General features: G+C 59.9%; 22 protein-coding genes and 1 tRNA gene. 6 read left to right on the top strand and 17 right to left on the bottom strand.

All coding sequences use genetic code 11. The features are described from left to right. Positions 1-159: 159 nt before the first annotated feature. Positions 160-1,059, bottom strand: coding sequence for a LysR family transcriptional regulator (locus HRH33_RS24600; RefSeq protein WP_167417634.1), 900 nt, complete (start codon positions 1,057-1,059; stop codon positions 160-162). Positions 1,060-1,256: 197 nt separating this feature from the next. On the opposite strand from HRH33_RS24600, the gene HRH33_RS24595 reads away from it, so the two are divergent. Together HRH33_RS24595 and HRH33_RS24590 are read left to right on the top strand one after the other, a co-directional pair. After that, on the top strand, positions 1,257-2,522 hold the full coding sequence (locus HRH33_RS24595) for an aspartate aminotransferase family protein (protein ID WP_167417633.1): 1,266 nt from the start codon (positions 1,257-1,259) through the stop codon (positions 2,520-2,522). 180 nt (positions 2,523-2,702) lie between these two features. Further along, complete coding sequence (locus HRH33_RS24590; RefSeq protein WP_003228885.1) at positions 2,703-2,861, top strand: YqaE/Pmp3 family membrane protein; 159 nt, start codon at positions 2,703-2,705, stop codon at positions 2,859-2,861. Positions 2,862-2,865: 4 nt separating this feature from the next. Here the strand turns inward: HRH33_RS24590 and pqqE are convergent, their stop codons facing one another. The 9 genes from pqqE to HRH33_RS24545 form a co-directional block, all read right to left on the bottom strand. Then, positions 2,866-3,996: a pyrroloquinoline quinone biosynthesis protein PqqE gene (pqqE, locus tag HRH33_RS24585; RefSeq protein ID WP_034115288.1), complete on the bottom strand. Its 1,131-nt coding sequence runs from the start codon at positions 3,994-3,996 to the stop codon at positions 2,866-2,868. Beyond that, complete coding sequence (gene pqqD, locus HRH33_RS24580) at positions 3,989-4,264, bottom strand: pyrroloquinoline quinone biosynthesis peptide chaperone PqqD (protein ID WP_034101097.1); 276 nt, start codon at positions 4,262-4,264, stop codon at positions 3,989-3,991. The genes pqqE and pqqD overlap by 8 nt, the downstream gene beginning before the upstream one ends. After that, positions 4,261-5,013 (bottom strand): pyrroloquinoline-quinone synthase PqqC, encoded by a 753-nt coding sequence (gene pqqC, locus HRH33_RS24575; protein WP_034139565.1) that lies wholly within the window; start codon positions 5,011-5,013, stop codon positions 4,261-4,263. The genes pqqD and pqqC overlap by 4 nt, the downstream gene beginning before the upstream one ends. Before the next feature lie 11 nt (positions 5,014-5,024). Continuing rightward, a complete protein-coding gene (gene pqqB / locus HRH33_RS24570) occupies positions 5,025-5,936 on the bottom strand; it encodes a pyrroloquinoline quinone biosynthesis protein PqqB (RefSeq protein ID WP_167417632.1) in 912 nt (303 codons plus the stop codon). 71 nt (positions 5,937-6,007) lie between these two features. Beyond that, positions 6,008-6,082 carry a pyrroloquinoline quinone precursor peptide PqqA gene (gene pqqA / locus HRH33_RS24565; protein WP_003194766.1) on the bottom strand — a complete coding sequence of 25 codons (75 nt, stop codon included), beginning with the start codon at positions 6,080-6,082 and terminating at the stop codon, positions 6,008-6,010. 159 nt (positions 6,083-6,241) lie between these two features. Further along, positions 6,242-8,611 (bottom strand): pyrroloquinoline quinone biosynthesis protein PqqF, encoded by a 2,370-nt coding sequence (gene pqqF, locus HRH33_RS24560; RefSeq protein WP_167417659.1) that lies wholly within the window; start codon positions 8,609-8,611, stop codon positions 6,242-6,244. A 48-nt stretch (positions 8,612-8,659) separates the two neighbouring features. Then, positions 8,660-9,457 (bottom strand): carbon-nitrogen hydrolase family protein, encoded by a 798-nt coding sequence (locus HRH33_RS24555; RefSeq protein WP_167417631.1) that lies wholly within the window; start codon positions 9,455-9,457, stop codon positions 8,660-8,662. Positions 9,458-9,468: 11 nt separating this feature from the next. Next, positions 9,469-11,151 (bottom strand): flavin monoamine oxidase family protein, encoded by a 1,683-nt coding sequence (locus HRH33_RS24550; protein ID WP_034101758.1) that lies wholly within the window; start codon positions 11,149-11,151, stop codon positions 9,469-9,471. Positions 11,152-11,318: 167 nt separating this feature from the next. Next, positions 11,319-11,765, bottom strand: a complete 447-nt coding sequence (locus HRH33_RS24545; RefSeq protein WP_167417630.1) for an Lrp/AsnC family transcriptional regulator — start codon at positions 11,763-11,765, stop codon at positions 11,319-11,321. Between the two features lie 243 nt (positions 11,766-12,008). On the opposite strand from HRH33_RS24545, the gene HRH33_RS24540 reads away from it, so the two are divergent. Then, positions 12,009-12,434 carry a VOC family protein gene (locus HRH33_RS24540; protein WP_167417629.1) on the top strand — a complete coding sequence of 142 codons (426 nt, stop codon included), beginning with the start codon at positions 12,009-12,011 and terminating at the stop codon, positions 12,432-12,434. Between the two features lie 102 nt (positions 12,435-12,536). Here HRH33_RS24540 and HRH33_RS24535 read toward each other — a convergent pair. From HRH33_RS24535 to rpsU, 5 genes are all read right to left on the bottom strand, one after another. Further along, positions 12,537-12,613, bottom strand: a tRNA-Ile gene (locus tag HRH33_RS24535). Positions 12,614-12,628: 15 nt separating this feature from the next. Then, entirely contained in the window at positions 12,629-16,372 is a 3,744-nt protein-coding gene (locus tag HRH33_RS24530) for an EAL domain-containing protein (RefSeq protein WP_167417628.1), read from the bottom strand. 121 nt (positions 16,373-16,493) lie between these two features. After that, positions 16,494-18,344 carry an RNA polymerase sigma factor RpoD gene (gene rpoD, locus HRH33_RS24525; RefSeq protein WP_034101087.1) on the bottom strand — a complete coding sequence of 617 codons (1,851 nt, stop codon included), beginning with the start codon at positions 18,342-18,344 and terminating at the stop codon, positions 16,494-16,496. 67 nt (positions 18,345-18,411) lie between these two features. Next, on the bottom strand, positions 18,412-20,385 hold the full coding sequence (gene dnaG / locus HRH33_RS24520) for a DNA primase (protein WP_167417627.1): 1,974 nt from the start codon (positions 20,383-20,385) through the stop codon (positions 18,412-18,414). A 444-nt stretch (positions 20,386-20,829) separates the two neighbouring features. Beyond that, on the bottom strand, positions 20,830-21,045 hold the full coding sequence (gene rpsU / locus HRH33_RS24515) for a 30S ribosomal protein S21 (RefSeq protein WP_002551877.1): 216 nt from the start codon (positions 21,043-21,045) through the stop codon (positions 20,830-20,832). 202 nt (positions 21,046-21,247) lie between these two features. Here rpsU and tsaD point away from each other — a divergent pair, with 202 nt between their 5' ends. Then, positions 21,248-22,273 (top strand): tRNA (adenosine(37)-N6)-threonylcarbamoyltransferase complex transferase subunit TsaD, encoded by a 1,026-nt coding sequence (gene tsaD / locus HRH33_RS24510; RefSeq protein WP_034139550.1) that lies wholly within the window; start codon positions 21,248-21,250, stop codon positions 22,271-22,273. 19 nt (positions 22,274-22,292) lie between these two features. On the opposite strand, the gene plsY is transcribed toward tsaD, so the two are convergent. Further along, the gene (gene plsY / locus HRH33_RS24505; RefSeq protein WP_167417626.1) at positions 22,293-22,862 is read right to left on the bottom strand and encodes a glycerol-3-phosphate 1-O-acyltransferase PlsY; all 570 of its coding nucleotides are present in this window, start codon (positions 22,860-22,862) and stop codon (positions 22,293-22,295) included. A gap of 74 nt (positions 22,863-22,936) precedes the next feature. On the opposite strand from plsY, the gene folB reads away from it, so the two are divergent. Together folB and folK are read left to right on the top strand one after the other, a co-directional pair. Further along, on the top strand, positions 22,937-23,290 hold the full coding sequence (folB, locus tag HRH33_RS24500) for a dihydroneopterin aldolase (RefSeq protein ID WP_034101080.1): 354 nt from the start codon (positions 22,937-22,939) through the stop codon (positions 23,288-23,290). After that, complete coding sequence (folK, locus tag HRH33_RS24495; protein WP_034101079.1) at positions 23,281-23,799, top strand: 2-amino-4-hydroxy-6-hydroxymethyldihydropteridine diphosphokinase; 519 nt, start codon at positions 23,281-23,283, stop codon at positions 23,797-23,799. The genes folB and folK overlap by 10 nt, the downstream gene beginning before the upstream one ends. Here folK and HRH33_RS24490 read toward each other — a convergent pair. Next, a complete protein-coding gene (locus tag HRH33_RS24490; protein ID WP_167417625.1) occupies positions 23,794-25,023 on the bottom strand; it encodes a multifunctional CCA addition/repair protein in 1,230 nt (409 codons plus the stop codon). The genes folK and HRH33_RS24490 overlap by 6 nt on opposite strands. Positions 25,024-25,042: the final 19 nt, after the last annotated feature.

Below are 25,042 nucleotides of genomic sequence, written 5' to 3'. Positions count from 1 at the left end.
GATCCATCGATAATCTACTTCACATGGACGTCGCGCAGGAAGCGCAAAGCAACAACACGGACACGTAGGATTCTGCCAGGACGGCGGAGTGAAATGGATGTCAGGGAAACAGTCTGCAAAACCCCGCTTCGGCGGGGTTTTCTTTTGCCCGCGAAAAAGTCAGGCGGGCGTCTGCGGGGCGTTCATCACGTCTTCAAGCAAGGTGCGCAACAAAGCCATCGTTGCCTGTTGGCGCTGCACATCGCGACACACCAGCCCGACTTTCAAGGGCACCCTTGGTTCGCTCAAGGGTTTCCACAGCAGTGACTGACTGTTGTGTTCGTCCTGGGAGCGTCCCGGCAGCACGGTGGCCAACCGGGTGTGCGGCAAGCTGTCGAGAATCCCCACCATGGTATTGAGTTCGGCCTGTACCTGCGGGCGCCGCCCGAGGTTGGCAAGTTGGCCTTGCCAGATTTGTCGGATCTGAAACTCTTCCCCCAGCAGCAACATCGGCAACTCAGCCGCCTGTTTCAGCGACACTTTCTTGAATTCCCGCAAAGGATGATCCTCAGGGATCACCATCTTCAGCTCATCTTCGTACAGCAACACGCCTTGCAACCCCGGCTGACGCGGCGGCAGGTAGCTGATGCCTATGTCCAGCGAGCCGTTGAGCAGTCGCCGTTCAATCTCCAGCCCGGTCAATTCGTAGATTTGCACCACCAGATGCGGTTGGGCCTTGCGCACCCGTTCGAGCATCTGTGGCACCAGGCTGGTATGCACGGTTTGCAGCACGCCGATGGCCAACGTGCGCAATGCCTGGCCTTTGAAGTTGCGCAACGCTTCGACGGCGTGTTGCATGCCATCGATCAGCGGCAGTGCATGGTTATACAGCGTGTGCGCCGCCAGCGTCGGCAGCAGGCGTTTGCTGCTGCGTTCGAACAGGCTTACGTCCAAGTGCTGTTCCAGATGGCGGATCTGCTGCGACAGCGCCGGCTGAGAGATCGAGAGACGTTCTGCGGCTCGGCCCACATGGCCTTCTTCATACACCGCGACGAAATAACGCAGTTGCTTAAAATCCATAAGGTTTGCTTATCGAAAAAGCTGGAAAAACGAAATGGCCGAAGGCCGCCGGGGCGCCTAGTCTAGCGCCTATTCGCAGGGCTTACAGGGCCGGATCGTGCAATGAGCAGCGTTCTTTTTAATAGCGTTTACATAGGCAACTCAAAAAACATCCAAGTCGTGAGTGGGCAATATCCGCTTGCTGTCGGGGGTGAAGTGTGAATCTGTTTACCTTGCGCCGGCCCGCGCCAAGCCTGGATGACTTGGTACTGGATTCGGCGCCTGATGAATCGTCCAGTGATGCGCTGATGCCCACCGTTGCCAAGCCCCCGCAAGTGTTCGTACGCGGCCAGGGCTCTTGGTTGTGGGACAGCGACGACCGCGCCTATCTGGATTTCAGTCAGGGCAATGCCGCCAACAGCCTCGGCCACAGCCCACAGGTGTTGATCAACGCCCTGGCCGACCAGACCCAAGCATTGATCAACCCCGGCATGGCCCTGCACAACCGTGCGCAACTCAATTTGGTCGAACGCTTGTGCCATCGCACTGGCAGCGACCAGGCGTACCTGCTTAATAGCGGCGCGGAGGCGTGTGAAGCCGCCGTCAAGCTGGCGCGTAAGTGGGGCCAACTGCACCGCGGCGGGGCCTATCGCATTATCAGTGCGAGCAACGCTCGACATGGCCGCAGCTTTGCGGCACTCGCCGCTTCGGCTGGTGCCCAGGAAAACCGCTTTGAGCCGCAATTGCCAGGCTTCAGTCATGTGCCATTTAACGATTTGCCGGCGTTGCACGCGGCCGTGGACGCTCAGACGGTGGCGATCATGCTTGAGCCGATCCAGGGCGCCGGCGTGGTGCCCGCCAGCGAGCACTACCTCAAGGGCGTCGAACGGCTGTGCCGGGAATTAGGGATTTTGCTGATCCTCGACGAGGTGCAAACCGGCATCGGCCGTTGCGGAACATTACTGGCCGAGCAGCGTTATGGCGTGCGCGCCGACATCATCACCCTGGGCAAGGGCTTGGGCGGCGGTGTGCCGTTGGCGGCGCTGCTGGCGCGTGGCAACGCGTGCTGCTTCGACGTCGGCGAGCTGGAAGGCACCCATCATGGCAATGCGCTGATGGCGGCGGCCGGTGTCGCCGTTCTCAACAGCGTGCTGGAACACGGTTTTCTTGAGCAGGTGTGTGAGACCGGCCTCTATCTGAGCGAAGGCCTGGCTCGCCTGGCTTACCGCTATAACCATGGCGCCCTGCGCGGACAAGGCCTGCTATGGGGGCTGACGTTGTCGGAAGACTCCGCGGATGCAGTGGTCAACGCGGCATTGCATGAAGGACTGATCCTCACCGCGCCACAGCCCGACTGCCTGCGCTTCACCCCCGCGCTGACCGTGAGCAAAAGCAACATCGACGAAATGCTCCTGCGTCTGGCCCGCGCCTTCTCCCGCGTGCGCACCGCGCAATTGCAGTGCCGCAAAGGCATTGCCGTTTAACCCCAATTCCTGAACCGTCTCGCGGTATCCGCAACGCCCCCAGCCTGATTCTTTTGGCTGGGGGTGTTTTTTTGCCTGATCGTTAACGCATGGCTTCGTGCCAGATCCACTGAACCCTCACGAACACCCAAGGTCGATTAGCTACACGGCTCGCACGAGCCGATTGATTGGAGCTGACCCATGGATTTCATTCGTATCATCATCGCCATTCTGTTGCCGCCATTGGGTGTGTTCCTGCAGGTAGGTTTCGGCGGCGCGTTCTGGCTGAATATTCTGCTGACCCTGTGCGGTTACATCCCAGGCATCGTCCATGCGGTGTATATCATCGCCAAGCGTTGAGGCTTCAGCCTTTCGCGATGAGCCGTGAGTTGCGCTCGTTGCGAAAGGCCAGTTGCTCGATGGTCTGGGTGGCGTGTTCGGCTTCTTCCCGTGCATTGAGGATGATGCCGTGATGCTCGGACTTGCTGCACACCGGGTCGGCATTGCTGGCATCGCCCGTGAGCATGAACGCCTGGCAGCGGCAGCCACCGAAGTCTTTTTCCTTCTCATCGCATGAACGACACGGCTCGGGCATCCAGTCGTAGCCGCGAAAGCGATTGAAACCGAAAGAGTCGTACCAGATGTGCTGCATGCTGTGGTCGCGCACATTGGGAAATTGCACCGGCATTTGTCGGGCGCCGTGACAAGGCAGTGCAGTGCCGTCCGGCGTCACCGTCAGAAAGATACTGCCCCAGCCGTTCATGCAGGCTTTCGGGCGCTCCTCATAGTAGTCCGGCGTTACGAAGATCAATTTGCACGGATGGCCTTCGGCTTCGAGCTTGGCGCGGTATTCATTGGTAATGCGCTCGGCGCGTACCAGTTGCTCCCGAGTCGGCAAAAGCCCCACACGATTGAGCTGCGCCCAGCCGTAGAACTGGCAGGTGGCGAGTTCGACGAAATCCGCTTCCAAGGCGATGCACAGCTCGATAATGCGGTCGATCTTGTCGATATTGTGCCGATGGGTGACGAAGTTCAGCACCATCGGATAGCCATGTGCCTTTACCGCGCGGGCCATTTCCAGCTTTTGCGCAAAGGCTTTTTTCGAGCCGGCCAGCAGGTTGTTCACCTGTTCGTCGCTGGCCTGGAAGCTGATCTGGATATGATCCAGGCCGGCTTTCTTGAAGTCGCTGATCTTCTGCTCGGTCAGGCCGATGCCGGAGGTGATGAGGTTGGTATAGAACCCTAGCCTGCGCGCTTCGCCGATCAGCTCCGCAAGGTCTTGGCGCACCAGCGGTTCGCCCCCGGAAAAACCCAGTTGCGCGGCGCCCATCTCGCGGGCTTCGCGAAACACCTTGAACCATTGCTCAGTGCTCAGCTCCTTGCCCTGCTCGGCGAAGTCCAGCGGGTTGGAGCAGTACGGACATTGGAGCGGGCAACGATAGGTCAGCTCAGCCAACAGCCAAAGCGGCAGACCAATCGGCGGTTTCTCAGGCAAGGGTAATCCAGTGCTCTGCACGGGCGACCTCCATGAATTGCTCGATGTCGTCACCCAGCTCTGGCACGCCGGGGAACTGTTTATCCAGCTCGGCGATGATCGCCGCGACGTCGCGCTCACCGTCGATCAACCCCCCGATCAACGCCGCGCTGTCGTTGAGCTTGATCATGCCCTCGGGATAGAGCAGCACATGGCCCTTTTGCGCCGGCTCGTATTGGAATCGATAACCCGGACGCCAGGTGGGTGTCTTGCTGCGATCAAAGCTCATAGGGTGATCCCTTTATGCCACACCCGCTGGTCGGTCACGCTGTGATACGGCGGGCGGTTCAGTTCATAGGCCATGCTCATGGCGTCCAGCATGCTCCACAGAATGTCCAGTTTGAACTGGAGAATTTCCAGCATGCGCTCCTGGCCTTCACGGGTGGTGTAGTGCTGCAGGGTAATCGCCAGACCGTGTTCCACATCGCGGCGAGCCTGGCCCAGACGGGTACGGAAGTATTCGTAGCCGGCCGGGTCGATCCATGGGTAATGCTGTGGCCAGCTGTCGAGGCGCGACTGGTGGATCTGCGGCGCGAACAGTTCGGTCAGCGAGCTGCTGGCCGCTTCCTGCCAGCTGGCGCGGCGGGCGAAGTTGACGTAAGCGTCCACCGCAAAGCGCACGCCGGGCAGTACCAGTTCCTGGGAACGCAGTTGGTCGGGGTCCAGACCCACGGCCTGGCCCAGGCGCAGCCAGGCTTCGATGCCGCCGTCTTCACCGGGCGCTCCATCGTGGTCGAGCAGGCGCTGGATCCACTCGCGACGGATTTCACGGTCCGGACAGTTGGCCAGGATTGCGGCGTCCTTCAGCGGAATGTTCACCTGGTAGTAGAAGCGGTTGGCAACCCAGCCCTGGATCTGCTCGCGGGTGGCGCGGCCTTCGTACATCGCCACATGGTAGGGGTGATGAATATGATAGAAGGCGCCCTTGGCCCGCAGGGCCTGTTCGAATGCTTCGCGCGTCAGCGGTGTATCAGTCATTTCGCTTGCTCCTACAATTCAATGCTCATGCCGTCGTAAGCCACTTCCACATTGCGCCGTACCAGCTCAGCCCGCTCGGGGGAATCTTCGTCGAGGATTGGGTTGGTGTTGTTGATGTGGATAAGCACCTTGCGCTGCTGTTGCAACTGCTCAAGCACTTCCAGCATGCCGCCGGGGCCGTTCTGTGCCAGGTGGCCCATCTCGCGGCCGGTACGGGTGCCGACGCCACGGCGCTGCATTTCATCGTCGTCCCACATCGTGCCGTCCACCAGCAGGCAATCGCTGCTGGCCATGATGTCCAGCAATGGCGCATCGACTTTGCCCAGGCCCGGGGCATAGAAGAGTTTGCCGCCGGTGCGCAGGTCTTCGACGATCAGACCGATATTGTCGCCCGGGTGTGGGTCGAAGCGGTGCGGCGAGTAGGGCGGCGCCGCGCTGCGCAAGGGCAGCGGAGTGAAACGCAGGTTGGGGCAAGCAGGGATGGTGAAGCTGGCATCCAATTCGATACGGTTCCAGGCCAGGCCACCGTTCCAATGGGTCAGCATGGTGAACAACGGGAAGCCGCTGCTCAGGTCCTCGTGGACCATGTCGGTGCACCACACTTGGTGCGGGCAGCCCTCGCGCAGGCTCAGCAGGCCGGTGGTGTGGTCGATCTGGCTGTCCATCAGGATGATCGCGCTGATGCCGGTGTCACGCAGGGCGCGGCCCGGTTGCATGGGCGCGAAGCCTTGCAGTTGCGCACGAATATCCGGCGAGGCATTGCACAGCACCCAATTGACGCCGTCATCGGAAATCGCGATGGACGACTGGGTGCGCGCGTGGGCCCTCAGGCTACCGTCACGAAAGCCTGCGCAGTTCACGCAATTGCAGTTCCACTGCGGGAAACCGCCGCCGGCGGCGGAACCTAGGATCTGGACAAACATGGTCGCTCCATCAAACAAAGCTCAAAACAAAAACGCCCCGGGCGAACCGAGGCGTTGTAATACCCAGCGGATTAACGGCTGGCGAAGTACATGGTGACTTCGAAACCGATGCGCAGATCAGTGTAAGCAGGTTTGGACCAGGTCATATTCTTACTCCTACGAAGTGATGGGACGTTTACTACCAAGTAATACATATAGTCCACCTCCTGTCGGAGATGTTCAGATGCGTGCGTGGGAATGTTACTTAATTCTTTTCAAGTTAGCGCTGTCTTGATGGAAAAAGGCTGTTGCAGGGTTGGCAATGATCAATTTTTGAGCGGCCAGGCGTTCGTCGTGTGTGGGCCGTTGGCTACGCAGTGCCAGCCACCGACGGCGTGGTTCAACTGCTGGGCGGCGTGCTGCAGGTCTGGGGGCGTACAGTCGCGGATGTGTTGTTGAAGCAGCGCCAGGTAATCCGACGGATGGCCCGCCAGGTGCGCGTGCCAGATCAGTTGCGCCGCCTGTGCGGTGGGAAGGGTATCGACAGCGAACTGCTGCGCCAGGGCCGCGTTGCCCAAGTCGGTGTCGCCTTCGATCAGCCCAGGCAGCTGCGCCAGGAAACTGTGCAGGTGCTGCACAATTTCATCCAGCGACAGATGGGGCGATTGCACGCCAAACAACAGGCCGGTCTGCCCGCTGATCTGTCGGATACCACTGAACACGGCGTAGCCGATCTGCTGTTCCACCCGCAGGCGTTGGTAAAACGGCTCCTGGACCCGATGAGCGAGCAGGCGCCACGCGGCTTCATCTGCCAGGGAGGGGCTGGGTGTCGGACAGAACAGCAGCAGGGCCGCTTCACTGGCATCAGTGTTGACCTCATGCCATACGCGTTCGCCTTTGAGGTCACGGGTATGGCGTTCAATGCTCGTCGGTTGCCCCGGCAGTCGCGCGGCCGCTGTCTTTATCAGCGCCTCGCACGCCGGCGGCAAACCTACTCCCAGCCCATGCCAACGCGCGGTGCTCCAGGACACGGTGTTATTTGCATTTGCGGCCGTGGTCTCTGCGCAGCAGGCGGGCAGCGCTTTAAGCAGCGTACGAATGGCGAGCAGCGGCGGCGTGGTGTCGGGTGTTTCCTGTGCTTGCGTCAGATTTTGCGCTAACGCTTCAAGTACCGTCGGCATGAGCGCGTGAAGCCCGACCAGGCTGACCCGCCAATCATGGCCGATCGTTTCAACGGTCAACTCAAGCCCTGCTTGGCGAGCGTTTTCGCTCAAAGCATGCAGCGCACCTTCCAGCCCGGATGGCGCGTGCGAGTCAAATCGCCAGTTCAAATACAGCGCACCTTCCTGGCCGTCTATGGGTAAGGCCTGGCTGAAGGTCAGCGCGGCTGCGTCCCTACGGCCCCGCGAGCGGTCCTGGGCAAAGGTGCGCAAGCCGCGATGGGCGCTGGTCTGGCCACGAATCAAGCCGGCGCGTTGGTCTTTGACCGGCGGGCGCAGGAAAGGGTTGTGGGGGGGCAGTTGCCATAAGTGTCGAGCGGATGGCAGGTGCAGTGAATCCAGCAGCGTGTGCAGCGCGGTGATGTCCTGATCCGACAGGGCTTCGCGGTCGTTGCGGGCCAGGGCCAATGCGCCCTGGACCTGCCGCTGGCGCGCGGTCAATCGGGTGAACTCTTCGCGCAGTGACGTCCAATCACTGTGTGCGAAAAAGCCCAGCCAGTCGTGCAGCAACGCTTCAACCTGAGCCGCCGGCTCGCCTGGCTGGCTGAGCGTAACGTCGATGTCCAACAGCGCCTGCCCGGCGAAGTGGTAGAGCACGCTGGCGTGCAACGCGGTGGCCAGGCCTTGGGCTTGCAGTTCAGCCAATAGTCCGCCGGGCGCTGGGTTGTTGAGCCAGGTGCACAGGAACTCCAGGGCTTCGCGTGGTGCGTTGCAGGCGATGACGTGGTGCAGATGCTTTCCGGCGACATGGCGATAAGCCTGGGGCTGGCTTTGCATCAGGGCTGGTGGTGCCACCTGTGGGTGTCCGGAACCGGGAATGATGATTTCGCCGAAACGGTGCGCCAGGGCTTGGAGTTGATCTAGCGGTTGGGGCCCGGCCAGGCTCAGTGTCATCTGCCCGCTCTGATAGAACTGCGCGTGAAATGTTCTCAAGCCTTGCTGAAAGGCCTCGGTTTCCACCGGCAGGCTATCCCGGTTGCCGGCATGGAAGTCGCGCAGCGGATGACCGTTCGCCACACCTTCGAGCAAGGCCACTTGCTGCTGGGCCTTGGCGTCTTGGGACCAGGCCACGAACTCCGCTTGCAGCACTTCGCGCTCCCGTAGCTGATCGTCCAGTGCCAGGCGTGGGCGCGCCAGCATATCCGCCAACCGCTCCAGCCCTTGTGCAACGTTCGACACCGGCAGTTCGAAGAAAAATTCGGTGGTGCGTTCACGGGTACTGGCGTTGACCTGTCCGCCATGCTGCTGCACGTAGGTCATCAGCCCTTCGCCCGTCGGAAAGCGCTCGGTCCCCAGGAACAACAGGTGTTCCAGAAAGTGCGCCAACCCCGGCCACGCCAAGGGCGCGTCATGGCTACCGGCGGCCACCCGCACCACAGCGGCGCAGCGCTTTAAATGGGGTGCAGCGTGCAGGGTGACACGCAGGCCGTTGGCCAGAGTCAGGGTGGCAGGGTGAGGGTAGGCCGGGGCGGGCATGGGCACTTCCAAAGCGTGGGAAGCGCTCATGCTAGCAAACCTGCGGGATCAGGGCTTGTGCAGCGTGCCGTACAGCTCGGGGCGACGGTCCTGCAAATAGTCATTGGCCATGCGCGCGTTGAGGATTGCCTGGTGATCAACGGTGCCGACAATCAAGGCCTCATCCAGACCTGCGAGGGCGATGCGCTCGCCATTCGGTGCTGCCAGGCTGCTCTGCCCGCAATAGTGAATGTCCTCTTCGTTCCCGCAATAGTTGGCGTAAGCCACGTAGCACTGGTTCTCGAAAGCCCGCGCCCGCACGGTTACGTCGGCGACGAAATCGAACGGCACCATATTCGCGGTGGGCACCAGAATCAGTTCGGCGCCGGCCAGGGCCAGGCGCCGGGTGTTTTCCGGGAACTCCAAGTCGTAACAGATCAGTATCCCGAGCCTCCAGCCGTTGAGTTCCACCACCGGGAAATCATCGTTCCCGGCACTGAACATCGAGTGGTCCAGATCGCCGAACAAATGAGTCTTGCGGTAATTGCATAGACGCTGACCGTTGGCGTCGATCAGTTGCGCGGCGTTGTAGATCTGCCCGTCATCGGCCCGTTCCGGGTAGCCATACAGGATGGCCAGGCCGGCGTTTTTCGCCAGCTTGGCAATCGCTTGCGCCGAGTCCCCGTCCGGCGCTTCGGCCAGCGCCCCGGCGGCTTTGGCCCCGATGTTATAGCCGGTCAGAAACATCTCCGGCAGCACCAGCACATCGGCGCTGCCGGATGCCTCGTGCGCCACGGTGTGCAAGCGTTTAAGGTTCGCGGCCACATCCAGCGGCAGCGGTGGGCATTGGTAGATCGCAACACGCATGGCCTGGCTCCTTAATCGGCGAGGGCGATTGGTCCGATCTCGTCGAACACATCACCTGGCCCCGGGTTTTCGGGGTGAGTGCGACCGCCAAAGTGATTCATGATGCCCCATACGGCATTCAGTGAGGTTTGTACCGCGCCTTCCACCCACGCGGGTGTCCAAGACACGTCGTCCCCGGCGATGAAGATCCCGCGTTGTTCGGCAGGCATGTCCTTTTGCATAAAGTGCGCATACATGCGCTGGTTATAACGATAGTGCCCAGGCAGCGCACCTTTGAAAGCACCGAGGAAATGCGGGTCGGCCTCCCAGGACACGGTGATCGGGTCGCCGATGATGCGCGCCTTGATGTCGACTTTCGGGTAGATCTTGCTCAACGCGTCCAGAGCCAGTTTCACCCGTTTATCGATGGGCTGCGGCAGCATCTTCAGCGCATCGCTCATCCACGAGTAGGACAGGCAGATCACCCCAGGCTTGTCGTCGCCATTGTCGAACAGGTAAGTGCCACGGGTCAGGCGGTCGGTGAGGGTCATGCTCATCAGGTCGCGGCCGGTTTCCGGATCTTTGTCCTTCCAGAACGGGCGGTCGACCATTACGAAGGTTTTCGAGGACTGCATGTAGCGAGTGCGGTCCAGTGCCATCCACATCTTTTGCGAGAACAGGGTTTCATCGCACTCGATCTGGGTAGTCAGCAGCCAGCTCTGGCAGGTGGTCAGCACGGCAGCGTATTCGCGGGTGTCGCCGTAGGTGTCGGTGACGGCAAAGCGGCCATTGGCGGCGTGGGCGATACGCTTAACCCCAGCCCGTGGCGCGCCACGGTGCAGTGTGCTGAGGCTGGTGCCCGCCGGCCAGTGGGCGCAACGTTCCGGCACATGGCGCCAGATGCCCATGGGCACTTGGGCCACGCCGCCGACCACCAGGTGCTGGTGGTCGTCGCAGTTGGTCATCACCACGCGGAAGATCTCCAACATCGAGTTGGGGAAGTCCGAGTCCCAGCCGCCGGTGCCGAAACCGACCTGGCCGAACACTTCGCGGTGGTGAAACGACAGTTTGGCGAAGGCTTTGGAAGTGGCGACAAAATCATAGAACGTGCGGTCGTCCCACAACGGCACCAGCTTGTTCCACAGGGCCTTGAGGCGCGGTACGTCGCGGTCGCGGATGGCCTGCTGGATATCGCCGAACTGCGAACCGGCCTCCAGCGCATCGGCCCAGGCGTCAGCCACTTCCTGGAACAGGGCCGGCAGATCCGACAATTTTTGTGCGTAGTGGGTCTGACCTTCGAGGTCGATCACGGTACTGCCGGAGGCAGGCGTCAGTGGGTTGGGGAACGGTTTGGTGTCCAGCCCCAGTTTGTCTACATAGTGGTAGAAAGCGGTGGACGACACCGGGAAGCGCATGCCGCCGAGTTCGGCAATGATGCCTTCGGCCCCTTCAAACGCCTGGGAACGCAAGCGGCCGCCCATTTTCGAGGCTTCATACACCACCGGTTTGAGGCCCAGCTTCATCAGCTCGTAAGCCGCAACCAGCCCGGCGATGCCGGCGCCGACGATCGCCACTTCGGCGCCATGGTGTTCGGCGGGAATGCTGCCCAGGCCGGCTGGATGTTCGATCCAGTCATCGAACGCAAACGGAAAGTCCGGGCCAAAGATGGTGATGGGTTTTTTGCCGTCTGCGGGGTGGCGATTGGTCTTGCTGATGGTGCTGGACGGAATGCTCATGGCTGACCTTACTGACGGCTTGGCGGGACGCGACCCGCTGAGTATAGGAAAAGATGGCAGCCAGTTTAGGGAGGGTTGTGATCGTTAATAAGACGCAATGTGTCGTCGGATTGGATTGATTTTAGTCAATATGACGAGATGAATAGTCAAATTGGCTGGCCGCGATCCAATTTGTTACTGAGGATGATCGACGTGGTGGTTTTCTCCACACCGTCGACGCTGCCGATCTGGTCCAGCAGTTGGTCCAACTGTTCCGGCGAATCGGTGCGCAACCAGGCCACATAATCGAACTCGCCGCTCACCGCGCACAGCTGTTGCACCTGAGCCATGGCGCTGAGCCTGCGCAGTACTTCTTTACCGGAGCGCGGCTGTACGGTGATGCCAACATAGGCCTGCAGGCCGCCATCCACCACGTGCTGGCCCAGGCGCACGCCATAACCGGTGATCACTTGGGTTTTCTCCAGGCGCGCCAGGCGCGAGGTGACCGTGGTGCGCGCGATGCCCAGTTGGCGGGCCAGCATGGCCACGCTTTCGCGGGCATTGATCTGCAGCGCGGCGATCAGTTGGCGATCGATTTCATCCAGAACAGACAAGGGCAGAACTCCAGTGAAGGCGGCGATAGGCGGGCATGTTACAGGCTTGCGCCGGCCAGCAAGTAGCCTGGTGGCCGCAAAGGTGCCATGGCGAGAGACCGAGACGAGGGCTGCGATTCGCGCAGCTTCGGCCCCTTAAATCATCGAAATTATTTGAGCTTGGCGCGAAAACTATCGTCTTAGCATCGGCGGGAGCAAGGCTAAACTCCCAGGCATTCAAAAATCCAAAAGAGGGTTGACCTGATGGCACTCGCTCCTTTTCACCTGGCAATTCCTGTATTCGATCTGGCGGCCGCGCGGTACTTCTACCGTGAGGTCTTCGGCCTGGAGGAAGGGCGTTCCAGCGAACACTGGGTCGACTTCAATTTCTTCGGCCATCAACTGGTGATCCACGAACACCCGCAGACCGCGTCCCAGCAAGCGGCGCACACTAACGCAGTCGACGGCCACGACGTGCCCGTGCCGCATTTTGGTGTGGTGTTGGGGTGGGAAGACTGGCATGCCCTGGCCGAGCGCCTGCAAGCCAGGCAGACGAAATTCGTGCTGGAACCGCATATTCGCTTCAGGGGGCAGGTGGGGGAGCAGGCCACGTTGTTCCTGTTTGATCCGTGCGGGAATGCACTGGAATTCAAGGCGTTCAAAGATATTGGGCAGTTGTTCGCCAAGTGAGCTATGGACGTTTTGTGGGCGGAATCAGGCTTTTTGAGATTATTGGCTGCTGTTTATCAAACGCCAGAAACGCGAAAGCCGCGCAATGCGCGGCTTTGGAGTTGGTGGGCCCACACGGACTTGAACCGTGGACCAAAGGATTATGAGTCCTCTGCTCTGACCAACTGAGCTATAGGCCCTTAACAGGTCGCGGATTATAGCGATGGTTTCCTCGCTGTGCTATCCGAAAAGTCCTCAACTGTCATACGAAGGAACGTGGCGGCAAAAAGCTCCGGCGGCAAAGGCAGGCTGACGATGTAACCTTGCATCTGTTCGCAGCCTTCGTCGGCAAGGAAGGCTTGTTGTGCGGGGTTTTCCACGCCTTCGGCAATGATGGTGAATTGCATGCTGTGGCCCAGGGCGATAATGGCGCGCACGATGGCGGCGTCGTGGGGGTCGTCGGGCAGGCCGCGAACGAAGGATTGGTCGATCTTGAGGAAATCCAGCGGCAGGCGTTTGAGGTAGCTGAGGGAGGAATACCCAGTGCCGAAGTCGTCGATCGCCAATTGAACGCCCAAACGTTTGAGTTCGTGCAGCACATCAAGGGCTTCTTCGGCCTGGCTCATGATGAAGTTTTCGGTGATCTCCAGTTGCAGGCAGCCGGGCTCCAGGCGGTAGTCGTGCAGCAGTTGTTCGATGCGCGGCAGCAGGTTGGGATGACGCAACTGTGCGCCGGCGAGGTTGACCGACAGCGGGCCGAAATCGTCGAACGTGCCTTGCCAGGCGTGAAGCTGGCGACAGGCTTGTTCCAGCACCCAGTCGCCGATCTGCAGGATCATGCCATTCTCTTCGGCAAGCGGGATGAAGTGTTCGGGCGGCACGTCGCCAAAGCTTGGGTGGTGCCAGCGGATCAAGGCTTCGGCGCCAATCAGGGCGTGGGTCTTCAGGCAGAGTTTGGGTTGGTAGTAGAGACTGCACTCATTGCGCTCGATGGCACGGCGCAGCTCATGTTCCAAGGCTACGCGCTCCTTGGCTTGAACGGTGAGGTCGCGGGTATAGCACTCGACACGATTACGTCCCTTGGCCTTGGAGCGGTACATCGCGGCATCGGCGTTCTTGACCAGGGTGGCGACGTCAGTGCCGTCCTGGGGATAGAGGCTGGTGCCGATGCTGGCGCTGATAAAGAACTCATGTTCGCCGGCCTGGAACGGCGGCGTGAAGCATGCCAGCAGTTTATTGGCCAAGTGCTCGGCATCGCCCTCATGTTGCAGGCCGGGTAACAGGATGATGAATTCGTCGCCGCCCAGACGCGCGACGGTGTCGATGTCGCGCAGTTGCTCCTTGAGGCGCAGCGCGATGCCTTTAAGCAGCAGGTCGCCGACAGGGTGGCCGAGGCTGTCATTGATGTGCTTGAAGCGATCGAGGTCGAGGAACAGCACAGCGCCTTGTTTGCCGGTTTGCTGATGGCCGTTGAGCGCGGCTTGTAGCCTGTTTTCAAACAGCGTGCGGTTGGGCAGGCCGGTGAGGGGGTCATGGTGGGCCTGGTAGTCGAGTCGGGCCTGGGCCAGTTTGAGGCTGGAGATATCGGCGAAAACCGCCACAAAGTGGGTAACGACATTGTCACGGTTACGCACGGCGCTGATGGTCAACCAGCTGGGGTAGAGCTCGCCGCTCTTGCGCCGGTTGGAAATCTCGCCCTGCCAGTGCCCGTGAGTGGTCAACTGATGCCACATCGCCGCATAGAAGGCGCTGTCATGCAGACCGGAGGCCAGCAGGCGTGGTGTCTGGCCCAAGGCTTCGGCCTCGCTGTAGCCGGTGATCTCGCTGAAGGCACGGTTGACGGCGCTGATGTTCTGCCGAGTGTCGGTAATCAGGACGCCTTCGGCGGTGCTCTCGAACACGGTGGCGGCCTGCTGCAGCTTCTCTTGCATCAGCTGGCGTTCAGTGATGTCCCGGGCAATGGTGAGCATGCAGTCCTCGTCGCCGATGGGTAGCGGGCGGCTGGATAGTTCGCACAGGCGTATCAGGCCGTCGGCACGGCGGATATGACAGATGAAATCGCGCACAAACCCGTCGCGGCGCATCAGTTCCAGCAGGTGTTTGCGTTCGTTGAGGTCGACCCAAATCCCCAGTTCCAAGGCGGTCTGATCGATGGACGTGGCAGCGGTGAAGCCGGTGATGCGGCTGAAACCTTCATTGACCTCAATCAGCAGCCCGTCGCGCTGGCGGCTGAGCAGCAAGCCATCGGGCGAGGCATGAAAGGCCTTGGCAAATTTCTCTTCGGAGGTTTGCAGCTGTTGCTGGGTTTCCTTGAGCTGGGTGATGTCGCGCACCACCACGACAATGGCTTCCACTGTGTCGAGCTGGAACGGCTCCGCGGAAATCAGCCCGGTGAAGACTTGGCCGTTGCTACGTCGAAAGGACATTTCCAGGTTGCGAATGCTGGTGGTCTGCACGCGGTGCAGCAAGTCGGGCCCTGCGTCGTCGATACCCCAGATGTTCAATTCAGTGGCGGTTTTGCCCAGTACTTGAGCAGCGCTTAAGCCGATCTGGTCTTCAAACGCTTTATTGACCTCCAGCAGACGTCCATCGCTGAAACGGGCAATCACCAGAATGTCAGGGCATTGCTGGAACACCGAAGCGAACTTCTGCTCGGACAGCTGCAGCGCCTCTTCGGTGCGCTTGGCTTCGCTGATATCAATCATCAAGCCGCGCAGGACGGGCTCATGGCCGTGTTCGATCAGGCTAACGATGTCGCGTACCCACAGGCAGCGGCCGTCGGCAGTGATTACGCGGTAGTCAACGCTGTGATCGCGCTTGGCGCGGGTTTCACGGTGGCAATAGGCTTCGGTGCGGGTCAGGTCGGCGGGGTGGATGATATTGCGCCAGAATCCTGGAATCAGCCAATGGGCGCGTGGATAGCCCAGCAGTTCCTCGGCGTGGGGGGACACATAGCTGTAGGTGAAATCAGCGATGCTGGCTTCCCAGGCAATGGCCGACAAACTCTCCACCAGGCTGCGGTAGTGGTATTCGCTGCTGCGCAGTTCTTGTTCAAGTGCGACGCGGCGGGAAATCTCCGAGCTGAGCCGGCGATTGATCCGAATCGCGATGATCAATACGGCGCTCATCAATAGCAGTGCGGGCAGGCCGTACAGCAGCAGATCGTTCCAGAAAGTGCGGTTATCCGAGAAGTTACCCACCCAATGGTGTTGGATTGCGCTGGTTTCGTCAGGGCTGAGGTCCGCCAGTACTTTATCGAGGATGCTTACCAGCATTTTGTCGTTACGGGGTACGCCCATCGCCAGTTGATAGCGGTAGGGCGTTTCACCACTGACATACAAGCCTTCGAGTTTGAGTTCGCGCAGGCTCCAGACGCTGGAGGCCAGGTCGCTGACTACGGCGTCCACCTTCCCGGTGGCCAGCGCCTGTAGCGTGGAGCTGACATTGGGCAAGGCGACCAGATTGATATCGGGATGATGGGTACGCAGTAATTCATGAGGGGCGTAGTGTTCCACTACGGCAATTTTCAACCCATAGAGCTCCTTGAGCGTGCGCGGGCGCGCCCCACCTTCGTGGGCAAGGATAACCATCGGAAAGTCGATGTAAGGTCGAGTAAAGGCCAGATAGTTCTGGCGCTCCGGTGTGGACATAACACCCGGTATGAGATCGAGTTGACTGTTTCGAGCCTGCTCCAACACCTGGCCCCAGCTTGCTGGTTCGATCAGTTTTATCTTGATGCCCAGGCGATCCTGAATCAGGCGGACATAGTCCGCAGCCAGGCCCTGGTAGCGGCCATTCTCGTCACGGTATTCAAAGGGCGGCCACGAAGTGTCCACCCCCAGGCGCAGCTCCTGATGGTCCGCCAACCAGCCACGCTCATCATCAGTGAGAGTCAACGCGCCAGCCGTTGCGGTCCAGGTCAGCAGCGACAGCAGTATCACGGTCGGCAAACTGGGCATAACGGTCTCGTTATGGCACGGGGAATGTTTCGAGTGTAGACGGGCATTTCGCAGGAGGGGTGAAGCGGGGATTTTTATCTAGGCAAAACAAAACCCCCGGCCTGGGCCGGGGGTTTTGGTATCACTCGTCGAGGAAGGAGCGTAGATGCTCGCTTCGCGTCGGGTGGCGCAACTTGCGCAACGCCTTGGCTTCGATTTGACGGATCCGCTCGCGGGTCACGTCAAACTGCTTACCGACTTCCTCAAGGGTGTGGTCGGTATTCATGTCGATGCCGAAACGCATGCGCAGTACCTTGGCTTCACGGGCAGTGAGGCCGGACAGTACATCGCGAGTCGCTTCTTTAAGGCTCTCAACGGTGGCGACATCAATTGGCGACTGCATGGTCGAGTCTTCGATGAAGTCACCCAGGTGGGAGTCTTCGTCATCACCAATCGGGGTTTCCATGGAGATCGGCTCTTTAGCGATCTTCAATACCTTGCGGATTTTATCCTCAGGCATTTCCATGCGTTCGCCCAGCTCTTCCGGGGTCGGTTCGCGACCCATTTCCTGCAGCATCTGCCGGGAAATGCGGTTGAGCTTGTTGATGGTCTCGATCATGTGCACCGGAATACGGATGGTGCGGGCCTGGTCGGCGATCGAGCGAGTGATCGCCTGACGGATCCACCAGGTGGCATAAGTCGAGAACTTGTAGCCGCGACGGTATTCGAACTTGTCCACAGCCTTCATCAAGCCGATGTTGCCTTCCTGGATCAGGTCGAGGAATTGCAGGCCACGGTTGGTGTACTTCTTGGCGATGGAGATCACCAGACGCAAGTTGGCTTCAACCATCTCTTTCTTCGCGCGGCGGGCCTTGGCCTCACCGATCGACATGCGACGGTTGATGTCCTTGATTTCGGCAATCGTCAGACCGGTTTCGGCCTCAAGCGCGCTCAGCTTCTGCTGGCAGCGAATGATGTCCGGTTGCAGGCGACCGATGGCTTCAGCGTACTTCGCCTTGCCTTTGGCCAGTGCGTCGGTCCAGCTTTCGTCCACTTCGTTGCCCGGGAACTGGCGCAGGAAGTCTGTACGTGGCATGCGTGCATCACGGACACAGAGCTGCATGATTGCACGCTCTTGTGCACGCAGGCGCTCAAGGGCGCTGCGAACGCGTTCAACCAAGCCTTCGAATTGCTTCGGTACCAGCTTGATTGGCATGAACAGCTCAGCCAGTGCCAGCAGCTCGGCAATGGCCTGCTTGTTGGCGCGACCGTGCTTTTTCAGGGCCTTGCGGGTGATTTCCATTTGATCGGAAACCGCACCGAAGCGCTGGGCAGCGATGATCGGGTCCGGACCGCTTTCGACTTCTTCTTCATCGTCGCTGCTGGCTTCAGCATCGTCGTCATCGGAATCGTCGTCGGCTTTCGCGGCTTTCGCATCGACAGGCGGTGGCACTTCGGCGGCAGGCGGCGCAATGCCGTCATCCGGGTCGATGTAACCGCTCAGGACGTCGGAGAGGCGGCCACCTTCGGTGGTCACACGGGTGTACTCGGAGAGAATGTGGTCAACCGTGCCTGGGAAGTGCGCGATTGCGCCCATCACTTCACGGATGCCCTCTTCGATACGTTTGGCGATTTCAATTTCGCCTTCACGTGTCAGCAGCTCGACCGTACCCATTTCACGCATATACATGCGCACAGGGTCCGTCGTGCGACCGATATCGGTCTCCACCGCAGCCAACGCGGCGGCAGCTTCTTCAGCGGCGGCTTCGTCGGTATCGGCGTCGGCCAGCATAAGGGAATCCTTATCTGGCGCAGTTTCGAATACGTTGATCCCCATGTCGTTAATCATGCGGATGATGTCTTCCACCTGCTCTGGATCTGAAATATCCTCAGGCAGGTGGTCGTTGACCTCCGCGTAAGTCAGGTAACCCTGCTCACGACCCAGTGTGATCAACTCTTTGATACGAGACTGCTGTTGCGCTTTTCCGGACATAACACCCTATCCACTGAAGGTCTTGGCGGGCAAAAAACAAGCCGAGGATTATACCCGAGCTATGACCTCACACGCCAGCTGAGGTCGGGTTTGATGCGGAAACATTCTGTTTTAAGAGGTCGCGCATCTGTTTTGCTATCTGAATTTGCTCTTCAGCCGATAATCCAGGCTGCCTTGCTCTCTTGATAAGTTCATCGAGGGTCTGCGTATGCTGACCCGCGGATAACCTAGTAATGGTGTCTAAAAACTGTTGTTCAAGGTTATCGCCGTCAATTAGCCACTCCTTTTCCGCGAGCGCTTTCAACAGTCGGCCTTGTTCGGTGCCATGCCAACGAGCCATCAGCTGAATAGAGTTTAGCTTAGGATTTTTCTGCATCGCCTCGATCAGTGCGATCAGTACCTGGGCGTAAGTGTTGCTCTCGTTGGCAAAATGATCCGCACTTTCAACCTTGCCCGCCAATTGCGGGTGGTGAATAAGTGTGCGCAGGGCAATCAGCGTTGGCGCTTCTACAGCGACCGGTGTGCGTGGGGCATATGCCTCATCGCGATCACCGCGTTTACCGTTCTTGGTCCAGGGTTTCTTGTTGTCCCACTTCTTGCCGCCGGCGCCGGGTTTTTTCGGTGTCCATTCCTGCTGCGGGGCGTAAGCCTCCTGCTGTGGATGGAAGTCGGCATAGTCCGGCATGGCGTCATAGTCCATGCCGGGGTCGTAGGCGGGCGGGGCGTCCTGCGGTGCGCTATGGACCAGTTGGCTTACGGCTTCGCCGCTGAGTCCGGTGATTTCCAAAAGGCGCTGGCGCATCAAGGTGCGCAGGTTAGCGCCGGGAACTTTGTCGATCAGCGGCGCTGCGAGGGTGGCCATGTGGGCCTTGCCTTCGAGGGAGCGCGGGTCAGCTTCTTCGGTCAGTTGCTGGAAGAAATAGTCCGCCAGCGGCTGCGCATGTTGATTGATGCGTGCGCGGAAGGCGTCGGTGCCTTCGGAGCGTACCAGGGTGTCCGGGTCTTCGCCTTCGGGCAAGAACAGGAAGCGTGCGCGTCGGCCATCTTGCAGGCTCGACAGCGTGGCTTCGAGTGCGCGCCAAGCGGCATTGCGGCCAGCCTGATCGCCATCGAAGCAGAACAATACGCTGGGCACCACGCGAAACAGGCGTTTCATGTGTTCTTCGCTGGTGGCAGTACCCAAGGTGGCGACGGCATTGCGCAGGCCCTGTTGGGCGAGGGCGATCACGTCCATGTAACCTTCAACCACGATGATTTCGTCAAGGTTGCGGTTGTTTTTGCGCGCCTCGAATAGCCCGTACAACTCCTGGCCTTTGTGGAAGACCGGCGTTTCCGGGGAGTTCAGGTACTTGGGTTTATCGTCGCCGAGTACGCGGCCACCGAAAGCGATGATCCGTCCGCGGCTGTCGCGGATCGGGAACATCACTCGATCGCGAAAACGGTCATAGCGCTTGCCGGTCTCGGCGTTTTCCACCAGTAGGCCGGCGTCGATCATGGCTTTCTGCTGCAGGGTGTCGCTGCTCAGGTGTTTGTACAGGTTGTCCCACCCCGGTGGGGCGAAGCCAAGCCCGAAGTCGCGGGCGATTTCACCGGTGAGGCCGCGCCCCTTGAGGTAGTCAACGGCCGCTTTACGCTGTGGGTGGCTTTTAAGCGCCTGACGATAAAAGTCGGCAGCGGCCGTCAGCAGCGGGTACAGCGGTGAATCGGTGGGCTGTCGCGGTTTGTGCGGGCGGCCACTTTCTTCGCGGGGGATTTCCATGCCGGCGGCTTTGGCCAGCTCCTCGACGGCCTGGGGGAAGTCCAGGTTGTCGTGGTCCATGATAAAGCCGAGGGCATTGCCGCCTGCGCCGCAGCCGAAGCAGTAGTAGAACTGCTTGTCGGGGCTGACGCTGAAGGATGGGGTCTTTTCTTTGTGAAATGGGCAGCAGGCGGTGTAGTTCTTGCCGGCTTTCTTCATTTGCAGGCGCGAGCTGACAACATCGACGATGTCGGTGCGGTTCAGAAGGTCGTCAATAAAGCTCTGGGGAATTAGCCCGGCCATGGCGTTCTCGTCATCACTGCGTGTAAATGAGGGCTCATGAAGTATTCAAGCGCACGTCAGGTGGCTTGATCATCAATTCTCTGCTTGGACTGTCAGGAAGTGTATCTGCCGAACATTCGCTGACGTTAGTGTCTATCAGTCTTCGGCTTGGAAATGTCGCCCAGGCATCCGGTCTTGGCCAATGGTGGGCCTCGGAAGCTCGGTGATGGGCACAGCCGACACGGTTGATCGCCTGTTTGTAAAAAATAAGTGTGCTCGTCAGTAGCCTTGTTAGGCTCGTCAGAAGAGACGTGCACCGCTGGCAGAAGAGCCAGTCCTGACGTGTGAAGCAGTGTCTCGGTCGCATGTGCGGCGTCGACGATGAAGCATCAAGCGTTATCCGCAAATGCCATTAGCCCGGCTGAGGGCCGGGCTTGGCAGAAGCTTGCTACGATCGTCTGTGTATTAGTACAGACGAACGGCGCGGCGCTGTTCGCGCTGAACTTTCTTGGCGTGACGCTTAACAGCGGCTGCTGCTTTACGCTTACGCTCAGAAGTTGGCTTCTCGTAAAATTCGCGGCTACGAACTTCAGCCAGTACACCGGCTTTTTCGCAGGAGCGCTTGAAACGACGCAGAGCTACGTCGAAGGGTTCGTTCTCTTTAACTTTGACGGCTGGCATCCAGAGCTACCTTCTTTCATTACCGGGATCAACGTTCTCGTCGCAAACAATTCACGGCTGAGGTCGTCGGTTTTTAAGGGTTGCGGATGTTAACCCCTCATTGCCCGGAATGCAAAGCCTCTGATCGAAAACCGCTAGTCGGGAAGTGGAGCGGCGACTATTATGCGCGCCTTCGAATTCAGCCTCTACAAGGCGCAAACCCATGCTAGTACTGGGACTTGAAACCTCCTGCGACGAAACCGGTGTCGCACTTTACGACAGTGAACGCGGGCTTTTGGCCGACGCACTGTTCAGTCAGATCGACTTGCATCGCGCCTATGGCGGCGTGGTGCCGGAGCTGGCCAGTCGTGATCACGTCAAGCGCATGCTGCCGCTGATTCGCCAGGTGTTGGCCGAGGCCGGTTGTGTGCCGACCGAGATTGACGCGATTGCCTACACCGCCGGCCCTGGATTGGTCGGAGCCCTGCTGGTTGGGGCCTCTTGCGCTCAGGCGTTGGCTTTCGCCTGGGGCATTCCGGCCCTCGGAGTGCACCATATGGAAGGCCATTTATTGGCCCCCATGCTGGAAAAAACACCGCCACAGTTCCCGTTCGTCGCTTTGTTGGTATCCGGCGGTCATACGCAGCTGGTTCAGGTGGACGGCATCGGCCAATACACCCTCCTCGGCGAGTCCTTGGATGATGCGGCCGGCGAAGCTTTCGACAAGACCGCCAAGATGATGGGCCTCAATTACCCCGGTGGACCGGAAATCGCCCGCCTCGCCGAAAAGGGCGTCGCCGGTCGCTACACGTTCCCGCGGCCCATGTGCGATCGCCCGGGTCTGATGTTCAGCTTCAGCGGGTTGAAAACCTCCGCGCTCAATACCTGGCAGCAAAGTATCAGCGCCGGGGACGACAGCGAACAAGCCCGTTGCGACATCGCGCTGGCGTTCCAGCAGGCCGTGGTGGAGACTTTGACCATCAAGTGCAAGCGCGCCCTCAAGCAGGCGGGCATGAAACGTCTGGTGATCGCCGGCGGCGTCAGCGCCAACAAGGCGTTGCGCAGTTCTCTGGAAAAAATGCTCGGCGATATGAAGGGTGATGTGTTCTACGCCCGCCCTGAATTCTGCACCGATAATGGCGCGATGATTGCCTATGCCGGTTGCCAGCGTTTGCAGGCGGGGCAGCATGAAAGCCTAGCGATCAGCGTGCAGGCGCGCTGGCCGATGGAGCAGTTGTCGCCTTTGTAACGGGGGTGTGAGCCGGTATTTAAAAATGCCGTTCGCGCCCAGCAAACAGGTCGCGTAAATTGCCGCGATGGCGCCAGACGATCAGCAGCGTCAACACGCTCATCGGTAATAGCGCCGCCGGTTCCTGCCAGGCCAGCAGCGGCAAGGTCAGGGGCGTGGCGATCAGCGCTGCCAGCGAGCTGGTGCGGGTCAGGTAGAACGTCAGCAGCCAGGCCAGTACGGCCAGCAGCGCCGCCGGCGGGTAGATCCCCAGCAGCATGCCGGCCGCCGTAGCGACACCTTTGCCGCCGCGAAAGCGAAAGTACAAGGGAAACAGGTGGCCGAGTACGGCGCATACGCCCACCCAGGCCTGTTGTTGCAGGGTCAGGCCGGCAAGGCTGGCGATCAGCACGGGCAACAGGCCTTTGCACACATCGCCTAGTAATGTCAGGACCGCAAGTTTCTTGCCGGCCAGACGCAGCATATTGGTAGCGCCGGCATTGCCGGAGCCACCCATTCGCGGATCGGGATTTCCCGTCAGGCGGCTGAGCAAAATGGCGAAGGACAGCGAGCCGAGCAGGTAGGCGAGAGTCGCCAGTGACCAAAACATGCTAACTATTCCGGGCGAGGACGCCCTGATTCTAACGGGGCATCGCGCCCTTGTCGTGCTGCGGAGAAAAGTGCTTGGACAGAGTGTTTATCGAAGGCCTGGAAGTCGACACCGTGATCGGGGCCTACGACTGGGAGCGCGGCATCCGACAATGCCTGCGTCTGGACCTGAGCTTCGCCTGGGACAATCGCCCGGCCGCGGCCGGTGACGACCTGACCCTGGCGCTGGACTACGCGAGCGTATCCGCACGGATCCAGGCGTTCGCCGAGCAATCCCAGTTCCAGTTGGTGGAAACCTTTGCCGAGCGTCTGGCCGAAGTCTTGATGGGCGAATTCCAGATTCCCTGGCTGCACCTCAAATTGACCAAGCCCGGAGCCGTCCCGGCCGCCAAGGGTGTCGGCGTGGAGATCGAGCGCGGATGTCGCTAACTCAGATTTACCTTGGCCTTGGCAGCAATATCGAGCGCGAACGCCACTTGCGCGCGGGGCTGGATGCGCTGGCGGGCTTTCTGGTGGATGTACGCTGTTCGGCAGTGTTCGAGAGCCAGCCGGTCGGTATCAAGAGCGGGCCGTTCTTCAACTTGGTGGTGTCGGCGTATACCGACCTGCCGTTGATGGAGCTGGATCGCCGGTTGAAGTCGATTGAAGCGGATAACGGTCGCTATGCGCCGGATCGCAAAGGGTTGCCCCTGGATATCGATGTGCTGTTGTACGGCGAACTGGTCGGCAACTTTGACGGTTTGGTGCTGCCGCGAGCGGAAATCCTGAAAAACGCCTTTGTGTTATGGCCGCTGTCTTTGATGGCGCCGGATCGCCTACACCCCGAAGCGGGCAAGACGATGGCGCATTTATGGCGCGATTCGCACATCGATCAGGTGCTGGCGCCGGTTGCATTTGAATGGCGGGGCCAGCCATTGACGCCGAGCGCGCTGTTATAAAGCGCGCTGTTCCTTGTAAGCCTTGAGTGTCTTGAGTCTTTCCCGCTTGAGCGCTTCACCCAGTTCAGGGCCCTTGAAACCTTTCTCCAGCAGCGGCGCCACCGCAACGCTGCGTGCCGCTTGCGCCGCACCGCGCAGATAATCCGCCTGTGGATAACTACGTTGCTCAAGGCCTTTGCGACCACGGGCGTCCATTTCGCAGGCGACCACGAATTCTTCGAAACGCTGCGGCCGGCGATACACATCAAAACTCTGCAATAACTCCAGCAGTGTCGAGGCTTTCAGCTCCAGGGCGCGATGGCCGTGGGTGTGATACTGGCCAACCAGCAGCGCCAGCTCCTGGCAGTCCCGCGGCACTTTGAAGCGTTCATTGACCACCTTGATCAGCTTCAGCCCCCTATGTTCGTGGGCAATGTGTTGCGGCAACTTATCCACAGGTGTCAGGCCTTTACCCAGATCGTGGAGCAAGCAGGCCCAGCGAACGGTCAACGGTTGCCGATGCAGAGCGGCCTGTTCCAGCACGCTGAGGGTATGCACGCCGGTGTCGATTTCAGGATGGTGTGCCTCGGGCTGCGGTACGCCGAACAGGGCGTCGACTTCAGGCATCAGGGTTTTCAGCGCGTTGCAGTCGCGCAGTACCTGAATAAATACCTGAGGCTGATCTTCCATTAATGCGCGGGAGATTTCCTTCCAACTGCGTTCAGGGGTCAGGGCTTCCAGTTCTCCGGACTCGCTGAGTTGGCGCATCAATACGAGGGTTTGCGGTGCGACTTTGAAACCCAAATGTGCATAACGCGCGGCGAATCGTGCTACGCGGAGCACTCGCAGAGGATCTTCGGCGAACGCCGGGGAAACATGACGCAGGACGCGGGCTTTCAGGTCTTGCTGGCCGTTGTAAGGGTCGATCAGGTTGCCGTCATCGTCCTCCGCCATGGCATTGATGGTCAGGTCGCGGCGAATCAGGTCTTCTTCCAGCGTAACTTCTGGGCTTGCATGGAACACAAAGCCGCCATAACCCCGGCCACTCTTGCGTTCGGTGCGGGCGAGGGCGTATTCGTCGCCGTTCTTCGGGTCCAGAAATACCGGAAAATCAGCGCCGACAGGCTTGAACCCCTTGGCCAGCATCTCTTCAGTGGTCGCGCCGACAACGACGCGGTCAACGTCTGTGACGTCGATGCCTAGCAAGCGGTCGCGCACTGCGCCGCCAACCTTGTAGATTTTCATGAAAAAGCCCCCATTAGCA

Source organism: Pseudomonas rhodesiae (genome assembly GCF_013285305.1).
Classification (GTDB): Bacteria; Pseudomonadota; Gammaproteobacteria; order Pseudomonadales; family Pseudomonadaceae; genus Aquipseudomonas; species Aquipseudomonas rhodesiae.
The sequence above is the reverse complement of the archived record's forward strand: the minus strand, read 5'-3'. Positions and strand labels throughout refer to the sequence as shown.

What these genes read in the sequence shown, in the direction of transcription:
- plsY (WP_167417626.1), bottom strand. Translation starts at nt 22,862, where the DNA reads ATGTTTTGGTCACTGGCGACTCTCGCCTACCTGCTCGGCTCGCTGTCC.
- dnaG (WP_167417627.1), bottom strand. Translation starts at nt 20,385, where the DNA reads ATGGCCGGGCTAATTCCCCAGAGCTTTATTGACGACCTTCTGAACCGC.
- HRH33_RS24600 (WP_167417634.1), bottom strand. Translation starts at nt 1,059, where the DNA reads ATGGATTTTAAGCAACTGCGTTATTTCGTCGCGGTGTATGAAGAAGGC.
- HRH33_RS24590 (WP_003228885.1), top strand. Translation starts at nt 2,703, where the DNA reads ATGGATTTCATTCGTATCATCATCGCCATTCTGTTGCCGCCATTGGGT.
- HRH33_RS24530 (WP_167417628.1), bottom strand. Translation starts at nt 16,372, where the DNA reads ATGCCCAGTTTGCCGACCGTGATACTGCTGTCGCTGCTGACCTGGACC.
- HRH33_RS24555 (WP_167417631.1), bottom strand. Translation starts at nt 9,457, where the DNA reads ATGCGTGTTGCGATCTACCAATGCCCACCGCTGCCGCTGGATGTGGCC.
- HRH33_RS24540 (WP_167417629.1), top strand. Translation starts at nt 12,009, where the DNA reads ATGGCACTCGCTCCTTTTCACCTGGCAATTCCTGTATTCGATCTGGCG.
- pqqC (WP_034139565.1), bottom strand. Translation starts at nt 5,013, where the DNA reads ATGACTGATACACCGCTGACGCGCGAAGCATTCGAACAGGCCCTGCGG.
- pqqD (WP_034101097.1), bottom strand. Translation starts at nt 4,264, where the DNA reads ATGAGCTTTGATCGCAGCAAGACACCCACCTGGCGTCCGGGTTATCGA.
- folK (WP_034101079.1), top strand. Translation starts at nt 23,281, where the DNA reads ATGTCGCTAACTCAGATTTACCTTGGCCTTGGCAGCAATATCGAGCGC.
- pqqB (WP_167417632.1), bottom strand. Translation starts at nt 5,936, where the DNA reads ATGTTTGTCCAGATCCTAGGTTCCGCCGCCGGCGGCGGTTTCCCGCAG.
- rpsU (WP_002551877.1), bottom strand. Translation starts at nt 21,045, where the DNA reads ATGCCAGCCGTCAAAGTTAAAGAGAACGAACCCTTCGACGTAGCTCTG.
- rpoD (WP_034101087.1), bottom strand. Translation starts at nt 18,344, where the DNA reads ATGTCCGGAAAAGCGCAACAGCAGTCTCGTATCAAAGAGTTGATCACA.
- HRH33_RS24490 (WP_167417625.1), bottom strand. Translation starts at nt 25,023, where the DNA reads ATGAAAATCTACAAGGTTGGCGGCGCAGTGCGCGACCGCTTGCTAGGC.
- tsaD (WP_034139550.1), top strand. Translation starts at nt 21,248, where the DNA reads ATGCTAGTACTGGGACTTGAAACCTCCTGCGACGAAACCGGTGTCGCA.
- pqqF (WP_167417659.1), bottom strand. Translation starts at nt 8,611, where the DNA reads ATGCCCGCCCCGGCCTACCCTCACCCTGCCACCCTGACTCTGGCCAAC.